Origin of the sequence: Algoriphagus marincola DSM 16067 (assembly GCF_000429405.1) — a bacterium.
In the GTDB taxonomy this organism is placed as follows: Bacteria; Bacteroidota; Bacteroidia; order Cytophagales; family Cyclobacteriaceae; genus Algoriphagus; species Algoriphagus marincola.
Genome location: NZ_KE386897.1, coordinates 370,963 through 385,836 on the forward strand (window position 1 = coordinate 370,963; position 14,874 = coordinate 385,836).

A 14,874-nucleotide genomic window follows, 5' to 3' on the forward strand; every position below is an offset into this window, starting at 1 on the left:
TAATTCTAATAATTTTTCTCCTAAAAGGTAAGGACTGTATTTAAAATCTGAATTTAGGGCAAATGCCGTATAGGCAATAAACTGCTTTTCAATCAATTTTGACAAGGATTTAACTATGACAAAAAATGAAAAAAAGGCTTTTTAACTGGATTTGGATTCTTGCATTTGGGTTTGTAATGATCTCCTGTACGGAGGGGGAAGATATGGAGCCAGATGATAATCAGCAGTTGACGAATGACTTGAATTTTCCCTTTACACTTTCGGGAGATGAAAGTCGCTATGTAATGGAAATCGACGGGGTGGAAGTGAGTAATTATGCGGAAATTCTCAACACGCTGAATACGGACAAATCGATCTCTGTCAATATGTGGGGACCAAGTAATGATTTTAATTTTGCTGGCTTCAACTGGATACCTTTGGGTACCGGAACGTATGAGGCCGGGCATGATTTGGGTCCTGGTAATGGTACTTTTGGAAACAATCTTTTTATGATGGGATTTGTGAAGAAAGTGGGAACCAAGTATTACGCTTATTCTGCACATGATTATGGCTTTTTGGAGGAGGAGCGAATTCCAGAATCTTCTGCCACCGTCAAAATCATCACATTTGACGGAAAGCAGACGACTTACAACTTTATGAATGGGACTTTTAGCCAGTTTATTGGTACGGTGGAAGGTCAGTTTGCCGGTACATTCAAAACGAAAGATGGCAAGGAAGTAAAAGTGACCAAAGGGCAATTCAGAATTGTCCAAAAGCTTCCTCCGGGAGCGGAAGAGGTTGAATGATAAAGGGCATTAAGGATTGATATTCTCCCAAATAGAAATTACTACATTTAAAATTTGTGGTTGGAAACTCTAGTGATTATAACAAGAAGCTTATTTAGTGCTTGACCTTCCAATAAAAAACGCTGCCTTTTTTGAGGCAGCGTTTTTTGCGTTGGTGGTTGTTTGATTTTTTTTAAAAAAGCTGTGGAGCAAATTGACTTAAATAGACTCGCCAATTTCTCCAAGTATGTCCTCCTTCAGATTCTACATATTCGTAAGGCATATTCATTCCGTCCAGTTTGGCTCGATAAGCAGTATTGGCATCGTATAGAAAGTCGGTTTTTCCGATAGCGATCCAGTAGAGTTTGTAGCCATTTTCCATTTGGACTTGCAGGGTTTGATCAAAATCGCTGTAAACCTTTCCAGTAGCATCTTCCCGTGGCATAATGGCTGCCGAGAAAAGGCCGATATAATCAAAAGTATTTGGATAGTATCTGGAAATATGAAGCGTGTGGAAACCTCCCATTGAAAGGCCTGCAATAGCGCGATTTTCTTTATTCGCTTTTACCCGATAATTGCTTTCCACAAAATTGATAATATCCTCAAAAGCTCCTTCATAGGTTCCATCCATTGTTTTGGGGATCATGAATTGTGGCTTGTAATAATTTCTGCTTCCCTCCCCGGGAGCTCCGTCCTGAATCACATTACCATTTGGCATCACGACGATCATGGGTTTGGCTTTTCCCTGGGCAATCAGGTTATCCATGATTTGGGCAGTACGGCCCAAGGATATCCAGGCTTCCTCGTCTCCACCTGCTCCATGTAATAGATAAAGTACAGGATATTCTGCAGATGATTTTTCATAACCCGGCGGTGTATAAATCGTGATTCTTCTATCCATATCCAGTCCCGGGGAATCATACCATCTCCTGGTGACAGAGCCGTGGGGGATGTCATTGGTTTTGTAGAGTTCGGCATGTCCGCCTCCGATGATAAAAATATTCGTAGAGCTTGCGACATCACGGATTAAGAATGGATTGTTGGGGTCGGTTGTCCGGAACCCGTCAATCAAAAATGCATAATTGTAAAGCTCAGGGCCTAGTGTTTCGGAAGTGTAGCTCCAGAGGCCGTTTTCATCTTTGCTCAATTCTACTTTACCAGGACCGTCCATTTCTCCCATGGGCGTCTCCACCTTGGTTGTTGGAAGGAAATCACCGGTTATTTCCACAGTTTCAGCATTGGGAGCAAAAAGGCGGAATGTAACTGAATTGTCCTCATGGGTTTCCGGAGAAACGATTTGCTGCGCATTAAATAAGGCTTCCTGAGCGGTCGAACTCAAGGCAAGCACAAAAAGGAAATTGGAGAGAAGAAGTAATTTTTTCATGGATTTCTAAGTCTATTGTTTCATTTTGGAAAAATAGGAATTCAATTTCAGAAAACCTAGACGTCTTTTTTGGGAAATAGACCTATTTAGAAGAGGAGGCTTTCTGAAAAGAAAGGTAAAGCTTTGGTTTTGATGCGTTCGGCAATCCGATTGAGGTGATCCCCTTCATAACTTTCATAGAAATGAGGAACCTCGAAAGATTCCAGCAGCTCGTGCAGCTTTTTTGTAGCCTCGCTGATTCCTCGATCCTGGAGTCCAGCATCCATCCCGATTGCCTTGAATTTTTTCAGATTCATAATGTACTGATCTACAAAGTTAAGGGTACGGTTTGCGATTATTTTATTGATGACCTCTTGCTGGGGCTCCCCATCTTTTGCAGGAAGGTCAAGATAGAGTGGTGGATTTTGTGGATTTGGAGCAAAAGCCGCTGAAGTAGCCAAAGCCGCTATTTCGAAAAAGGAAGTTTCTGCCAATTGATCCGGAGTAAGACTTTCGAGTTTTTTCATCAATTCTGGATTGGTTGACGCTGCTCCATCCATACAGCAAGGACTCAAGGCATAAATAGCAGCATAGATATCCGGATTTTCCATACCTAATCGCAAGGTGCCATAGCCTCCCATGGAGTGACCGGCAAGTCCTCTGCTATTTCTATCCGGGATGGTTCGGTAGTTTTCGTCCACGTAGCTGACTAATTCCTGGGTGACGAAAGTTTCCCAGTCGCCGATCGTGGCTGAGCTTGCATACATGCTGCCTTTGAATGTGTTGTAGGCATTGGGCATAACCACAATCATTTCTTTGGAAAGTCCCTCCGCTATGGATTCCTCGATTACATCCTGCAAGTTGATCCAATGATCTTCCCAACCAAACCACTGGGAATCGGTATCAGTGAACCCGTGGAGCATGTATAGCACGGGAAAACGTTGGTTAGGATTGGAGGCATAGGAGGGAGGGAGGTAGACAGTTACATCTCGTTCGGCAGGATCGCCAATGAGGTTGCCTTCTAAAGCTTGACTATGGATTTTGATTCGTTCTTTAGTTCCTTTTTGAGCATTTACAAAGGAGAAACTCATCATCACTAGAGCGGTGAGTAAAAGTAGTTTTTTCATGGTTTTAATGGGTTTAAGGTTGATTAAAAGTAGGTTTTATCGGGAGATTGGCAAAGGGTATTTATAAATATGGATTTATACTGATATTCGCTTTTTTGATAAAGATTTACTTAAATTCAATCGTCTAATATTTTTAATTTCACAAATGAAAAAACCTCTTTTCCTTTCGCTTTTTCTGATTTTCACCACATTCCCAGCTTTTTCCCAATATCAGATAATCACCGGAGGCTGGGTTTATGATACCGAGACTAAGGCCTTTAAAAAGAATTCGGCCATTTATGTGGTCAACGGCTTATTTGGAACGGGCAGCGAAAATATCACCAACTGGCAGGTCAAGAAGCTTTCAGATGAGGATTATATTCTGCCGGGTCTAATCGACCTGCATGCCCACTATCGGGTAAGCTATGAGGGGAAGGCCTATGATGATACGGTAGCGATGCCAAAGATTTTTCTGGCAAATGGAGTCACCAGCACCTTTCCCGCAGGTGAAATTGAACCGGAGAAAATGTGGGATTTGCAGCAAAAAATCGATGCAGGACAAATCCCTGGGCCTAGAATACTCCACTCGGGTCCATACTTTGGCACAGCAGCACCCGATTGGAACCCGGATATTTCAGAGTCTCAAATTAGGCAACGAGTCGATGAGTGGGCTAGGCGGGGAGCTTATGGTTTTAAAGCCAAGGGTGTAAATGCAGAGCAACTCAAAGTATTGATCGATCAGGCTCACAAGCATGGACTGACTGTCACCGGGCATTTGAATTCCGGCTACCGAAACTCCGTCAATCCTCAGGAAGCCATTGAAATGGGAATTGATCGTGTCGAACATTTTTTGGGTGGAAGATTATTAGCGGATTCGGTAGACGCCTATCAAAGTTTAAAGTCTCTAGATCCCTCAGATCCAAGGTTGGATGAGATTATTCAATTGTATATCGATAATGGGGTTTACTTTGACGCCACATTGGCTACCTATGGAGCAATTGGCATGGTTGATTCGCCCATTTTCTTTGACTTCGCGATTGAGAATGAATATTTCACGCCCTATACCCGTGATATTATTCGATCCAAAACAGCTTCTGCCTTTAATGAGCTTTGTGCTTTGATCTATCCGGTGAAGCAGCAAACACTCAAGCGCTTTTATGATGCCGGTGGCTTAATTACCGTAGGTACCGATAGACCCTTACTTTTGGATAATTACCTGGGTGGAGGGATAGGTGGTTTTTTCATTCATCGGGAAATGGCAGCAATGGTCGAGATCGGGATTCCTGCTGGAGAGGTGATTTATTTAGCCACTCAACAAAATGCGGAGGCTCTTGGAATAGCTGACAAAGCGGGTAGCATCAGCCCTGGCAAATGGGCGGATATAATGGTCATTCGGGGAAATCCTATCGAAGATATTAATCGAACCCGCAGTGTACACACGGTGATCAAAGGAGGGAAGTTTTATTCCTCGCATGATCTGAAAAATGCCGCTAAGGGGAAGCTGGGGCCTTTGGAGTAATTTGGGTCTTGAGATGACTTCCCTTTGTGAAAAATCAAAAGAAGTTTGGTTCAAGTGTTATCTTCAGATTATTGCTGACTATTTTTTTCAAGATATCTGGTTTGGAGCACCGGTTCTTCTTCATCACTTATGAGCTTAAATAAAATCGGATCACTCAAAATCCGGGAAATTGGAATTTCCTTTCCATCAACTTTGACTAGTTGACTGACCAGCCGAATTCCATGGCTGTAATCCACATACCACTCAACGTGCCCCGCATAGACTGGCTGTATGGGTTTTCCATCCAATTGATGCCATCCATAGATGATAACTTTATTGGATAAGTCACTGAGTTGATGGGATAGAATAATGTCCTTTTTGATTCCGGCAATGAGTTGTCCGTTTTGCCCACCTGCTTCCTTTTTTTGCAATTCGATCTGGTTGTTGTGTTCGACAAATTTTTCTACGCTTTCATTTTGATTGGCCACTGGTTTGTAAAAAAATGGAGCCAATTTGATGGTGGCATGATCGTAAATATGATCGCTGATTTTTGCAGTAATCAACGATCCTCCAAATAAATCGGCAAGTTTTTGAGCTGTATGTGGATTCATGGGGATTCGGCAATAATCTTCATTTGAACCTACCGCTAAATAGTCGGGCATAGCCTGGTAAATCACTTCATGCTCCTCTCCTAATGCATCTTTAAAACTCCCCTTCAATATGACCGGTTTTCTTAAAAAATCAGGCAAATTACCTGAGGATAAGGCCTTATAGATTTCTTCTTCTCGCTCAGAAAGAGGCAGAGATTTGATTCGGTGCATAAACTCTGAACCCCTTTCTGCATTTGCTTTTCTTTCAGGAATTTTAAGAAAGGTTTCTTCGGTTTGGCCAATAACCGAAAATGATAAAAATAGAAAAATTAGGAGTAAAGAAAACCTTAACTGCATAGAACACTTTGAATTATAATTAACCTACCTTATTCAATAGTTTCATTTAATCGTTTCCAAAAATCTTCTTCCATTAATTCTGTTTCAATCGAGGTATATATTTTCACTTTCCGACGGGTGTTTTCCTCAGGTGTCCAAAACTCCTCGGCTTTTGCCCATTCAGGGTGAATCAGCGCCTCAATGATCGCCACATCCCACATGATCCAGCGCTTTTTTTCGGGATCTTCCTGTGTCCACCAGCGATGGTAACTCTCCCATCGATCTACCAAATAGTCCCCTAATTCGGATTTACCCTTGAGGTGTTGATCCACTATTTCCTTTTCAAAAACTAAATGCTGACTAGTGGTAGCGGACATAATCGTCAGATCCAAATTAGGCGTATCTAAGAGAATATTAACCGCAAGCGTATCGTTTCCTGAGTTGAATTCCTTCTTGTCAAATGTGTTTTTTTCAGGATCATGCCAGATTCCTAAGTAGTGAACCTTGATTTTAGGAATGATTCGGGGCTCCTGTAAAATGGCAGAAGCAACATTGGTACAGCTTCCCAAAATGACCAAATTCAATTTTTCATTCCCTTTCATTGCCATAGCCTCCTGAATGATAAAATCAGAGGCCGGCGATCGCTGTGCTTCTGATTTGGATCGAAGTGGAAAATTCGAACCAATGGGAAGAGGAATATCTTTTCGGTTTGCCAGTTCTACCAAGCGCTCATTGATTTCTTGGCTTTCCAAGACAGTCGAATCACTCGCTAATGGAGAAATGTGAAATTGAGCAGAACTGATTCCTCTGATTTCTAATTTTTCTGAGCTCATAGCTCCGACCAAAGCAAACAAATCATCTACTTCATTAGCTGTGTCAGCATCGATAATTAAGGGGATCTTATTTATCTCTTGATAATTAAAGTTTATATAGAAATAAATGCTTAAAAATACTACTAATTGATTCATTCGATTTGTTCTTAATTTCTCCTTCTGAACTTTCATCCAAAATGCGAAAATCTTTAAATTTTTCAATTTTTCAATTTTCCAATTCCAAATCCTATTTGCCATTCCCTTTTCACTCCCGTACCTTTACAGCAGAAATTAAACCCTTCAGCCGTGTCAAATAAAAACGTCAAAGTAGGTCTCGTTCAGCTCAGTTGCTCTGGGGATGTGGCCGAAAATATGAAGAAAACCATCGCAGGAATCCGTACTGCCGCCCAAAAAGGCGCTCAAGTGGTTGTCCTGCAAGAACTTTTTAGATCGCTCTACTTCTGCGATGTGGAGGATTATGAAAACTTCAAATTAGCGGAAGCTATTCCTGGACCTTCTACAGATTCCCTGGGTGCTTTGGCCAAAGAACTAGGCGTAGTGATTGTCGCTTCCCTTTTTGAAAAGCGTGCGGAAGGGCTTTATCACAATACCACAGCAGTTCTAGATGCTGACGGAACTTACCTTGGCAAATATCGAAAAATGCATATCCCTGACGATCCGGGCTATTTTGAGAAGTTTTACTTCACCCCGGGCGATTTGGGTTATAAGGTTTTCCCAACCAAATTTGGCAAGATCGGCGTGCTGATCTGCTGGGATCAGTGGTATCCGGAGGCGGCTCGTATTACTGCTTTGAAAGGCGCAGACTTTTTGGTGTATCCTACGGCCATCGGTTGGCATAAGGATCAGGACCAACTCACCAATGATGAGCAATATGGCGCTTGGCAAACAATTCAGCGCTCCCATGCCGTCGCTAATGGAGTTCCGGTGGTATCTGTTAACCGTACAGGCGTAGAAGGTGAGATGCAGTTTTGGGGAGGGTCTTTTGTAGCCAACTCTTTTGGTCGGGTGGTGTACAAAGCCCCTCATCTGGAGGAGGAAGTGCATGTGGAAGAACTGGATCTGACTGGGTCGGATCGATACCGTACGCATTGGCCTTTTCTCCGAGATCGCCGCATTGATAGTTACGAACCGATTACCAAGCGTTACCTAGACGAGGAATAAAGATGGCTGATGTATTTGAATTGGCGAAAACCGGCGCAGCAACTCCTGCCGAATTGGGTTATTATTTCCCGGCGGAATTCGCTCCTCAGGAGTCCATGTGGTTGTCTTGGCCGCATAAGGAGGCAAGCTGGCCGGGAAAAATCGAGACGATTTTTGCACCCTATTCCCAGTTTATCACCGAAGTAGCCAAAGGCCAAAAAGTGAATATCAATGTGGCTGATGAAGCCATGAAAGCCTTTGCTTTGGCACATCTGGAAAAAGCCGGAGCGGACCTGAGCAAGATATTCTTTCACTTTTTCCCAACGAATGATGCTTGGTGTAGAGACCATGGACCTGCCTTTCTGATCAATCCCAAATCAGAACAGAAAAAAGCCATCGTCAAGTGGAATTACAATGCCTGGGGAGATAAGTATCCTCCTTACGATCTGGATAATCAGATTCCCATCCGAATAGCAGAAGAATTGAACCTTCCCTGCTTCAAGCCGGGAATTGTCATGGAGGGCGGTTCGGTGGAATTCAATGGGAAAGGAACACTTTTGACATCGACGGCTTGTCTCCTGAATGAGAACCGTAACCCACACCTCAGCCAAGCTCAAATCGAAAAATACCTCTGTGACTATTATGGAGTGAAGCATATTTTATGGGTTGGAGATGGCATCATCGGGGATGATACGGATGGGCATATCGACGACATCACCCGATTCGTAAATGAAGATACCGTGGTGACCGTGGTGGAGGAAAACAAATCCGACGAAAACCACGAGATTCTGGCCGAAAACCTTGAAATGCTAAAGAAGATGCGTCTGGAAAACGGCAAGCAGTTGAATATTGTAGAGCTTCCCATGCCTAGTCCCGTGATCTGGGAAGATCAGCGGCTTCCTGCTTCCTATGCCAATTTCTACATAGGGAATGAAGTGGTGGTGGTGCCGACTTTTCGGGATAAAAAGGATCAGAAAGCTCTTGATATCCTGAATGATTGCTTTCCGGAAAGACGAGTTATTGGAATCGATAGTACGGATATCATCTGGGGATTGGGGAGTTTTCACTGTCTAAGTCAGCAGGAACCGGCTGTTTAGAAATATATTATAAGCTAAAAAGGCCCTTGATATTCAAGGGCCTTTTGGTTTACTCAATAATAGCTTGGTAGACCATTTGTCTCATTTTATCACCATAAAAGCTAGTGAATTGACTGTTTTGGGTCATGAGAAAGGATACTATGTTTTCCTTAGGATCTATAAAAAAGTAAGTGCAATAAGCTCCATTCCAAAAATATTGTCCCTCAGACCCTATTAGGTCAGCATCTGCCAGATCGACCAATAGCCCAAAACCTAAGCCAAAGCCATATCCTGGGTTGTAGCTAAGTCCGTCAATATGATTTTGGGTCATCAGTTCAATTGTTTTTGGACTAAGATATTGTTTACCATTCCATTCTCCACCATTGAGAAGCATTCTGGCAAAAATGGAGTAATCTTGCGCTGTAGAAAATAGCCCATGAGTACCTCCAAAAACCCTATTTCCAGAAGTTTTGGTTTGATTTGGCATTTTGATAAGTACCCCTTCCTTGGAATACCCATGAAGGGACACCATGCGTTTTGCCTGTTCATCGTTAAGGTTGTAGCCCGTATCCTTCATGCCCAAAGGATCGAAAAGTCTTTCCTTTAAGAATTGATCAAATGGCTTCCCTGAGAAAATTTCCACCATCCTAGCTGCTATGTCTGGAGAAGCAGAATAATACCACTGCTCCCCCGGTTGCCCAATTAATGGAATACTGGCAAGTGCTTTTACCCGGGATTCAATAGTTGCATGTGGCTGAGCATAGAGTGCATCCCTTACATCAATTTCTTGTTGTGTAGATCCCAATCCGTGAGAAAAGCCAGCAGTGTGACTTAGAATTTGTGAAATCGTGATCTTTTGTTTTGCTGGTACTGTTTCTCCATTTTTTCCATCCTCAGGATCTTTCAGAACTTGAAGGTTTTTGAATTCTGGAATATAATTTTCGACTGGGTCTGTCAAGAAAAATTTCCCCTCCTCATATAACATCATCAAAGCCACGGTAGCAATAGGCTTGGTCATAGACTGAATGTAAAAAATTTGATCGCTTTGCATGGGTTTTTGAGCTTCTATATCGCTCATTCCAAAAGCTTTTTCATAAGCTTTTTCTCCATCTTTATAAATCAGGACGACTGCACCGGGGATTTTCCCTGCATTAATTTCGGTTTCTAAGAATTGATCATAGCGTTTGAGTCGTTCCTGTGATAATTGACTTTGCGCTAGTAGGGCGGAAGCGCTGATGGCTAAGAAAAGAACAAAAAGGGTTAATTTTTTCATGTGTTTATAATTTGATTTTTAATGGCCACATGGAATCTTCGCAAGCATTCCCCGATCCATCGGGGCATACCACTGTGTTTCGCTTTGGGTCATGCTCGATTTCATCTGTTTATAATTTGTTTTTTAGAGGTCAGATGGAATCTCGCATCTTGATAGTCATATCAAAGTGTAATGGCCACATCATGCTCGATTTCATAGTTAATTTAAAATTAGTGGTATTTACGATTTGATAACTCGTCCATCCTCCATCTCAATAATTCGATGGGTTCCCGCTGCAAATTCCGGATCATGGGTGACGATCAGCATGGTTTGGTTGAATTCTTCAGCCAGTTCTTTAAACTTATTAAAGACAATATCGGAGTTTTTCTTGTCCAAATTACCGGTAGGTTCATCGCCCATGATTAGCAAGGGGTCATTGATTAGCGCACGGGCAATGGCTACGCGTTGCTTTTGGCCTCCGGAAAGCTGATTGGCCTTTTTCAGCGCATGGTCTTCCATTTCGAATATTTTTAGCTTTTCCATCGCGCGATGCTCCAACTCTTCTCGGGAGTACTTACCTAGTTTTAAGCCTGGAATCATGACATTTTCCAAAGTTGAAAACTCATTCAGCAAATAATGAAACTGAAACACAAATCCGATTTTCTCATTTCGGATACGTGCCAAGTGGTCATGGTTTTTGTCGCTGATTAATTCCTGATCCAGGTGCAGCTTGCCTTGATAATCCGTGTCCATGGTAGATAGGATGTAGAGCAGCGTAGATTTGCCACAGCCTGATTTGCCGACAACCGACACGAATTCTCCCCGATTGATGGTGAAGGAGACCTGCTTGAGTACCTGATTCTTCACTGGGCTGTAAAAGTATTTGTCGATATTTTCGGCTTGTAGAACCGTCTTTTTAGTCTTGCTCATTTTCCTCTGATGATATCTACAGGATCTACTCCACTGGCTTTTTTGGCCGGAAAATACCCGGCCAGATAGGTGGTGATAATGCTAAATATTCCTCCGATAAGGTAATACTGCGGATTGTAGTCCACCGGGAAGGTTTTGATCGTCGGGAGAGCCTCTGTCTCAAAAGGAACCTGATCGATCCCCAGACAGGCCAAAAAACCAAAGAGCAATCCCAAAGTCCCGCCTACCAATCCAATAGTCAAGGCGATGGTGATGAAAATCCGGTTGACATCTGAACCGCTAAAACCAATAGCCTTCAAAATGGCGATCGTGTCCAGCTTTTCATAGATCATCATATTGAGAATATTGTAAATCCCAAAACCGGAAACGACCAAGAGGGTAATGCCAACTGCATAACTGATCAGGGAACGAATCTGTGTGCCTGTTTCAAATTGAGCATTCACCGTCTGAATATCGTCTGCATCGATTCCGTAAATGGACTCTAGTTCCCGTGCCATGGAAGGGGCGAGATCTAAGTTTTTGAGTTTTACCTGGATATCGGTGATAAAGGAGGGAGGCTCACCCAGCATTTTTTGTACAGTGGCGATGGAGGCAAAGCTATTGGCATTGTCATAGTCTCCCAATCCGGATTGATAGTAGCCCACTACCTTCAATTGGATTCGATTGCCTTGGGAGGTGGTAACCTGAATCACATCACCGATATCAGCGAGCATGCGATCTGCCAGTCCTTTACCGAGTATAATGGTATTGTTTTGAACCAATTCCTCCAGATTTCCAGCCGTTACATAGTCTGAAAACGCAAAAAGTTGGGTTTCTTTTTCCACATCGATACCATTGACCAAGCCAGTGAGATCGATGGTGCCGACATTGAAAAAAACCTGCGAGGAAATCTTTCGGCTGACCCCCAAAACCCTTGAATCCTCCTCCAAATCCTGAATGATTTTACTGGCATTGTGAATGGCTAAGCGACTGGTAGAAGGCTTGATGGATCGGATCACATTCCAGCCATCGGCAAACTCTCCCTTCTGATCAATAGGTTGATTGGGGTTGGGTTTGATTTCATTGTAAAAGCGGATGTGCGGTGTACGATTGAGCACTAATCCATCGAGCATAGTATTCAATCCATTCATAAATCCCAGCAAGGCCACAAACATGGTGATGCTGAAAAGTACGCCAACTGCTGCAATAGCGGTCTGTTTGAATCTCGCCAGCATCAAAGCGGTGGAAATTTCAAAAATCAGTGACCACTTCATCTTCATGGCTTGATGATTTCGGTGGTTTCGGTAATTCCTTCCAGAATTTGGGCATACTGGAAGTTTCGGATCCCCACTTTAACAGCGACCGTATCTCCATCAGAGAGAATCACCTCTGAATCGCCAATCAGGTAACTTCTAGGAATAACTAGCGCATTTTCAACAGCAGAAGTCAGAATATTTGCTTCTAGACTCAGATTAGGGTATAAGGAAGCTGGGGTATTGGTGAATGTAGCCTCTACCTGAAAACTCTTGGATTTGGTGTCCATCAAGGGATAGATTTTCGTCACCTTTCCTTCAAAAACTTCGCCTGCGTAGCTATCCATACTCACCACTACTTCCTGATCGAGCTTTACCTTGGCAATGTCATATTCATCCACTTGTAACTCCATGATAAATTTTTCAGCATCACCAATGACTGCCACTACTGTTTGCGGTCCCACCATTTCCCCTTTTTCCTTGGGAAGAGAATAGACTCGACCATTAATTTGGCTTTTCAGCACGAAGTCACTTTCTAAGGCCCGGCTGATGGCAGCAGACTTGGCGGCACTTCGGGAGTTAAACTGAATCTCACGCTCCACATCCTGATATCGAAGCAGTGCCGACTGATAGTTGTTTTTGGAGTTTTCGTAGGCCAGTTTCCGTTGCTCCAATTCTACGATGGTTCCGATATTTTGCTTCCAGAGATTTTGCTGACGGGCGTAGAGTAGGGAGTCATTTTGCAACCTACTTTTGGCAAAATCAATGGCCAACTGTAGATCGCGGAGCTTACTTTGATTCTGTTGGTAATCAGCAAATGCCTGAGCCAATTCGGCATTTTCTCTGCTTAATCGCTCCCGTTCATTATACACCGCCAGAATAGGTGTCCCAACTTCTACCAAGTCACCTTCCTTGACAAAAATTTCTTGAATAGGCCCTGTTCCGTTGGCAAAAGCTTCATATTGATTTAAGGCTTTGATATTGCCTGAAGCATAGACAGATTCGGTAATGTCGCTAATGAAAGGGGTAGTGGTTTCTTCCTCGGACGGCATACAGGAGAAAAGACCCCAAAATGCCAGGATGCTTAGAAGTTTCGAACGGCTCATGTTTGTTTTGAAAAGAATATCTACCAAAAGAAACCTGTTTTTAGCAGGATTTTCATGATAATTGTCAACTTACTCACAAATTCAAATCAAACAAAGGATTCTAATCACGGTTCTTCAAGGATGGAAAAATATTCTCCGCTTTTCTTGGCAGTTTTTCTTTTCGCTATTCAGTCATGCGCTTTCAAAGGTGTGGTTCGGGAAAAGAATATTCCCTACATCGAAGCTGATAATTCCTATGACCTACCTGCCAAAGAGTTGAATGTCTTTTCACCCAGAAAAGCCTCGAATCTTCCTGTTTTGATATTTATCCATGGGGGAAGTTGGAATAAGGGGCGGAAGGAGATTTATGATTTTATGGGAAATCGACTGGCTCGAAGAGATGTGGTGACGGTAATTATTGATTATCCTTTGGCGCCTGATTATCAGGTAGACGATATGGAAAAAGCGACAGTTTTAGCAGTAGAATGGGTAGAAAAGAATATTTCCGACTTTGGTGGAGATCCTGATCAAATCTTTGTTTCGGGCCATTCGGCAGGTGGTCATTTGGCGGCTCTAGCAGCCATCAAAAAGGAGCCTTGGGAAGAACTCGGCAGATCCAATCCTATCAAAGGTGCCATCCTGAATGATCCGGCGGGTTTGGATTGGTATTGGTTTCTAGAGCAGATGCGGGACAGACCCAATGGCACAGATAATTATGACGCTTTTACAGACAATCCGGAAGTTTGGAAAGCTTACTCTCCAGTTTATTTTTTGGATGAAAATGAAGTGCCGCTATTATTGATGGAGGGAGAAAAGACCTACCCGGGTATTCGATTGACAGTGGAGCGATTTCGGGAGGCAGCTGAGGAAAAAGGAGTGGACTTGACCTATTCTTTTTATCCTAAAACCAAGCATATTCCCATGGTCACGCAATACTTCTGGACATGGAGCAAAGGCTACGATGATGTTTTAGGTTTTATTCAATCTCAGTCTGAGGAAAGCATGCGTACGAGTTCCTCAGGAGAGACCACGGGTAAATAAGTATTGGAGAGCTTGAGAAAATCCCGGTCGGAAGTAACGATGGCTTCTATCTGATTTGAAAAAGCAATTTGGTAAAAAATAGTGTCCTCAATATCTTTTGAATTCATGCGAAGAGCATTTAAGACATCATTGCCATCACCTTCTACAAATTGAAAAAGAGGGACTATTACTTTTAATATTTCCTTAGTTTTTTCATAGTCTAGGTATTTTAAAAGGAAATAAGAGGCAGTTTGAATAAGACCTGTTGTGATAAATCCGGTAATTTTTCCTGTCTCTAAGCTTCTCGTAATTTTCCCAAAAACTTCAGGTTTATCTGTCCTCTTAATTGCAATATCAAGTACTACATTTACATCAAAGAAGATCTTCATAGCCCCATTTTTTAGCTTTAGCTTTGTAGTACTCTTCTTTGTAGTCGAAATCCTCGGGAAAATCAAATTTTGGCAGTGACTGCATGTACTCAACTAGGGACATTCCTTCGGGAAGTCCTGTTTTCCGGCTAACTAGCTTTTCAAAATGCTCTTCTACCAAACTTGAAATACTGGTTTCTTCTTTGGCTGCATACTGTTTGATTTTCTCAAGCAGCTTTTCGTCAATGGTAATATTTAGGCGCTTCTTCATTTAATGCGTA

The 14,874-nt window shown here is 42.6% G+C and carries 15 protein-coding genes; 5 read left to right on the forward strand and 10 right to left on the reverse strand.

The annotated features are described in order from the left end of the window. Positions 1 to 125: 125 nt before the first annotated feature. Positions 126 to 785, forward strand: a complete 660-nt coding sequence (locus G457_RS0116710) for a hypothetical protein (RefSeq protein WP_026947478.1) — start codon at positions 126 to 128, stop codon at positions 783 to 785. A 172-nt stretch (positions 786 to 957) separates the two neighbouring features. Here G457_RS0116710 and G457_RS0116715 read toward each other — a convergent pair whose 3' ends face one another. Continuing rightward, positions 958 to 2,148 carry an esterase gene (locus tag G457_RS0116715; protein ID WP_026947479.1) on the reverse strand — a complete coding sequence of 397 codons (1,191 nt, stop codon included), beginning with the start codon at positions 2,146 to 2,148 and terminating at the stop codon, positions 958 to 960. 86 nt (positions 2,149 to 2,234) lie between these two features. Beyond that, positions 2,235 to 3,254: an alpha/beta hydrolase gene (locus G457_RS0116720; RefSeq protein WP_026947480.1), complete on the reverse strand. Its 1,020-nt coding sequence runs from the start codon at positions 3,252 to 3,254 to the stop codon at positions 2,235 to 2,237. Between the two features lie 145 nt (positions 3,255 to 3,399). Between G457_RS0116720 and G457_RS21775 the strand changes: the two genes are divergently transcribed. Then, the gene (locus G457_RS21775; protein WP_051260872.1) at positions 3,400 to 4,752 is read left to right on the forward strand and encodes an amidohydrolase family protein; all 1,353 of its coding nucleotides are present in this window, start codon (positions 3,400 to 3,402) and stop codon (positions 4,750 to 4,752) included. A gap of 68 nt (positions 4,753 to 4,820) precedes the next feature. Here G457_RS21775 and G457_RS21780 read toward each other — a convergent pair whose 3' ends face one another. Both G457_RS21780 and G457_RS0116735 read right to left on the reverse strand, forming a co-directional pair. Then, entirely contained in the window at positions 4,821 to 5,552 is a 732-nt protein-coding gene (locus G457_RS21780; protein WP_155847181.1) for a hypothetical protein, read from the reverse strand. A 155-nt stretch (positions 5,553 to 5,707) separates the two neighbouring features. Next, positions 5,708 to 6,625, reverse strand: a complete 918-nt coding sequence (locus tag G457_RS0116735) for a nucleoside hydrolase (RefSeq protein ID WP_162142717.1) — start codon at positions 6,623 to 6,625, stop codon at positions 5,708 to 5,710. 150 nt (positions 6,626 to 6,775) lie between these two features. Here G457_RS0116735 and G457_RS0116740 point away from each other — a divergent pair, with 150 nt between their 5' ends. Beyond that, complete coding sequence (locus tag G457_RS0116740; protein ID WP_026947482.1) at positions 6,776 to 7,651, forward strand: carbon-nitrogen hydrolase; 876 nt, start codon at positions 6,776 to 6,778, stop codon at positions 7,649 to 7,651. Positions 7,652 to 7,653: 2 nt separating this feature from the next. After that, positions 7,654 to 8,727 carry an agmatine deiminase family protein gene (locus G457_RS0116745; protein WP_051260874.1) on the forward strand — a complete coding sequence of 358 codons (1,074 nt, stop codon included), beginning with the start codon at positions 7,654 to 7,656 and terminating at the stop codon, positions 8,725 to 8,727. Between the two features lie 49 nt (positions 8,728 to 8,776). Here G457_RS0116745 and G457_RS0116750 read toward each other — a convergent pair whose 3' ends face one another. The 4 genes from G457_RS0116750 to G457_RS0116765 all read right to left on the reverse strand — a co-directional run bounded on the left by G457_RS0116750 (position 8,777) and on the right by G457_RS0116765 (position 13,226). Further along, positions 8,777 to 9,979, reverse strand: a complete 1,203-nt coding sequence (locus G457_RS0116750) for a serine hydrolase domain-containing protein (RefSeq protein WP_026947484.1) — start codon at positions 9,977 to 9,979, stop codon at positions 8,777 to 8,779. 219 nt (positions 9,980 to 10,198) lie between these two features. After that, positions 10,199 to 10,888, reverse strand: coding sequence for an ABC transporter ATP-binding protein (locus tag G457_RS0116755; RefSeq protein ID WP_026947485.1), 690 nt, complete (start codon positions 10,886 to 10,888; stop codon positions 10,199 to 10,201). Beyond that, on the reverse strand, positions 10,885 to 12,141 hold the full coding sequence (locus G457_RS0116760; RefSeq protein ID WP_026947486.1) for an ABC transporter permease: 1,257 nt from the start codon (positions 12,139 to 12,141) through the stop codon (positions 10,885 to 10,887). The genes G457_RS0116755 and G457_RS0116760 overlap by 4 nt, the downstream gene beginning before the upstream one ends. A 2-nt stretch (positions 12,142 to 12,143) precedes the next feature. Continuing rightward, positions 12,144 to 13,226 (reverse strand): efflux RND transporter periplasmic adaptor subunit, encoded by a 1,083-nt coding sequence (locus G457_RS0116765; protein WP_026947487.1) that lies wholly within the window; start codon positions 13,224 to 13,226, stop codon positions 12,144 to 12,146. 120 nt (positions 13,227 to 13,346) lie between these two features. On the opposite strand from G457_RS0116765, the gene G457_RS21785 reads away from it, so the two are divergent. Then, positions 13,347 to 14,246, forward strand: coding sequence for an alpha/beta hydrolase (locus tag G457_RS21785; protein ID WP_035484206.1), 900 nt, complete (start codon positions 13,347 to 13,349; stop codon positions 14,244 to 14,246). Here the strand turns inward: G457_RS21785 and G457_RS0116775 are convergent. Further along, on the reverse strand, positions 14,192 to 14,614 hold the full coding sequence (locus G457_RS0116775; protein WP_026947488.1) for a type II toxin-antitoxin system VapC family toxin: 423 nt from the start codon (positions 14,612 to 14,614) through the stop codon (positions 14,192 to 14,194). The genes G457_RS21785 and G457_RS0116775 overlap by 55 nt on opposite strands. Then, on the reverse strand, positions 14,598 to 14,864 hold the full coding sequence (locus G457_RS0116780) for a DUF6364 family protein (protein ID WP_026947489.1): 267 nt from the start codon (positions 14,862 to 14,864) through the stop codon (positions 14,598 to 14,600). The genes G457_RS0116775 and G457_RS0116780 overlap by 17 nt, the downstream gene beginning before the upstream one ends. Positions 14,865 to 14,874 lie beyond the last annotated feature (10 nt).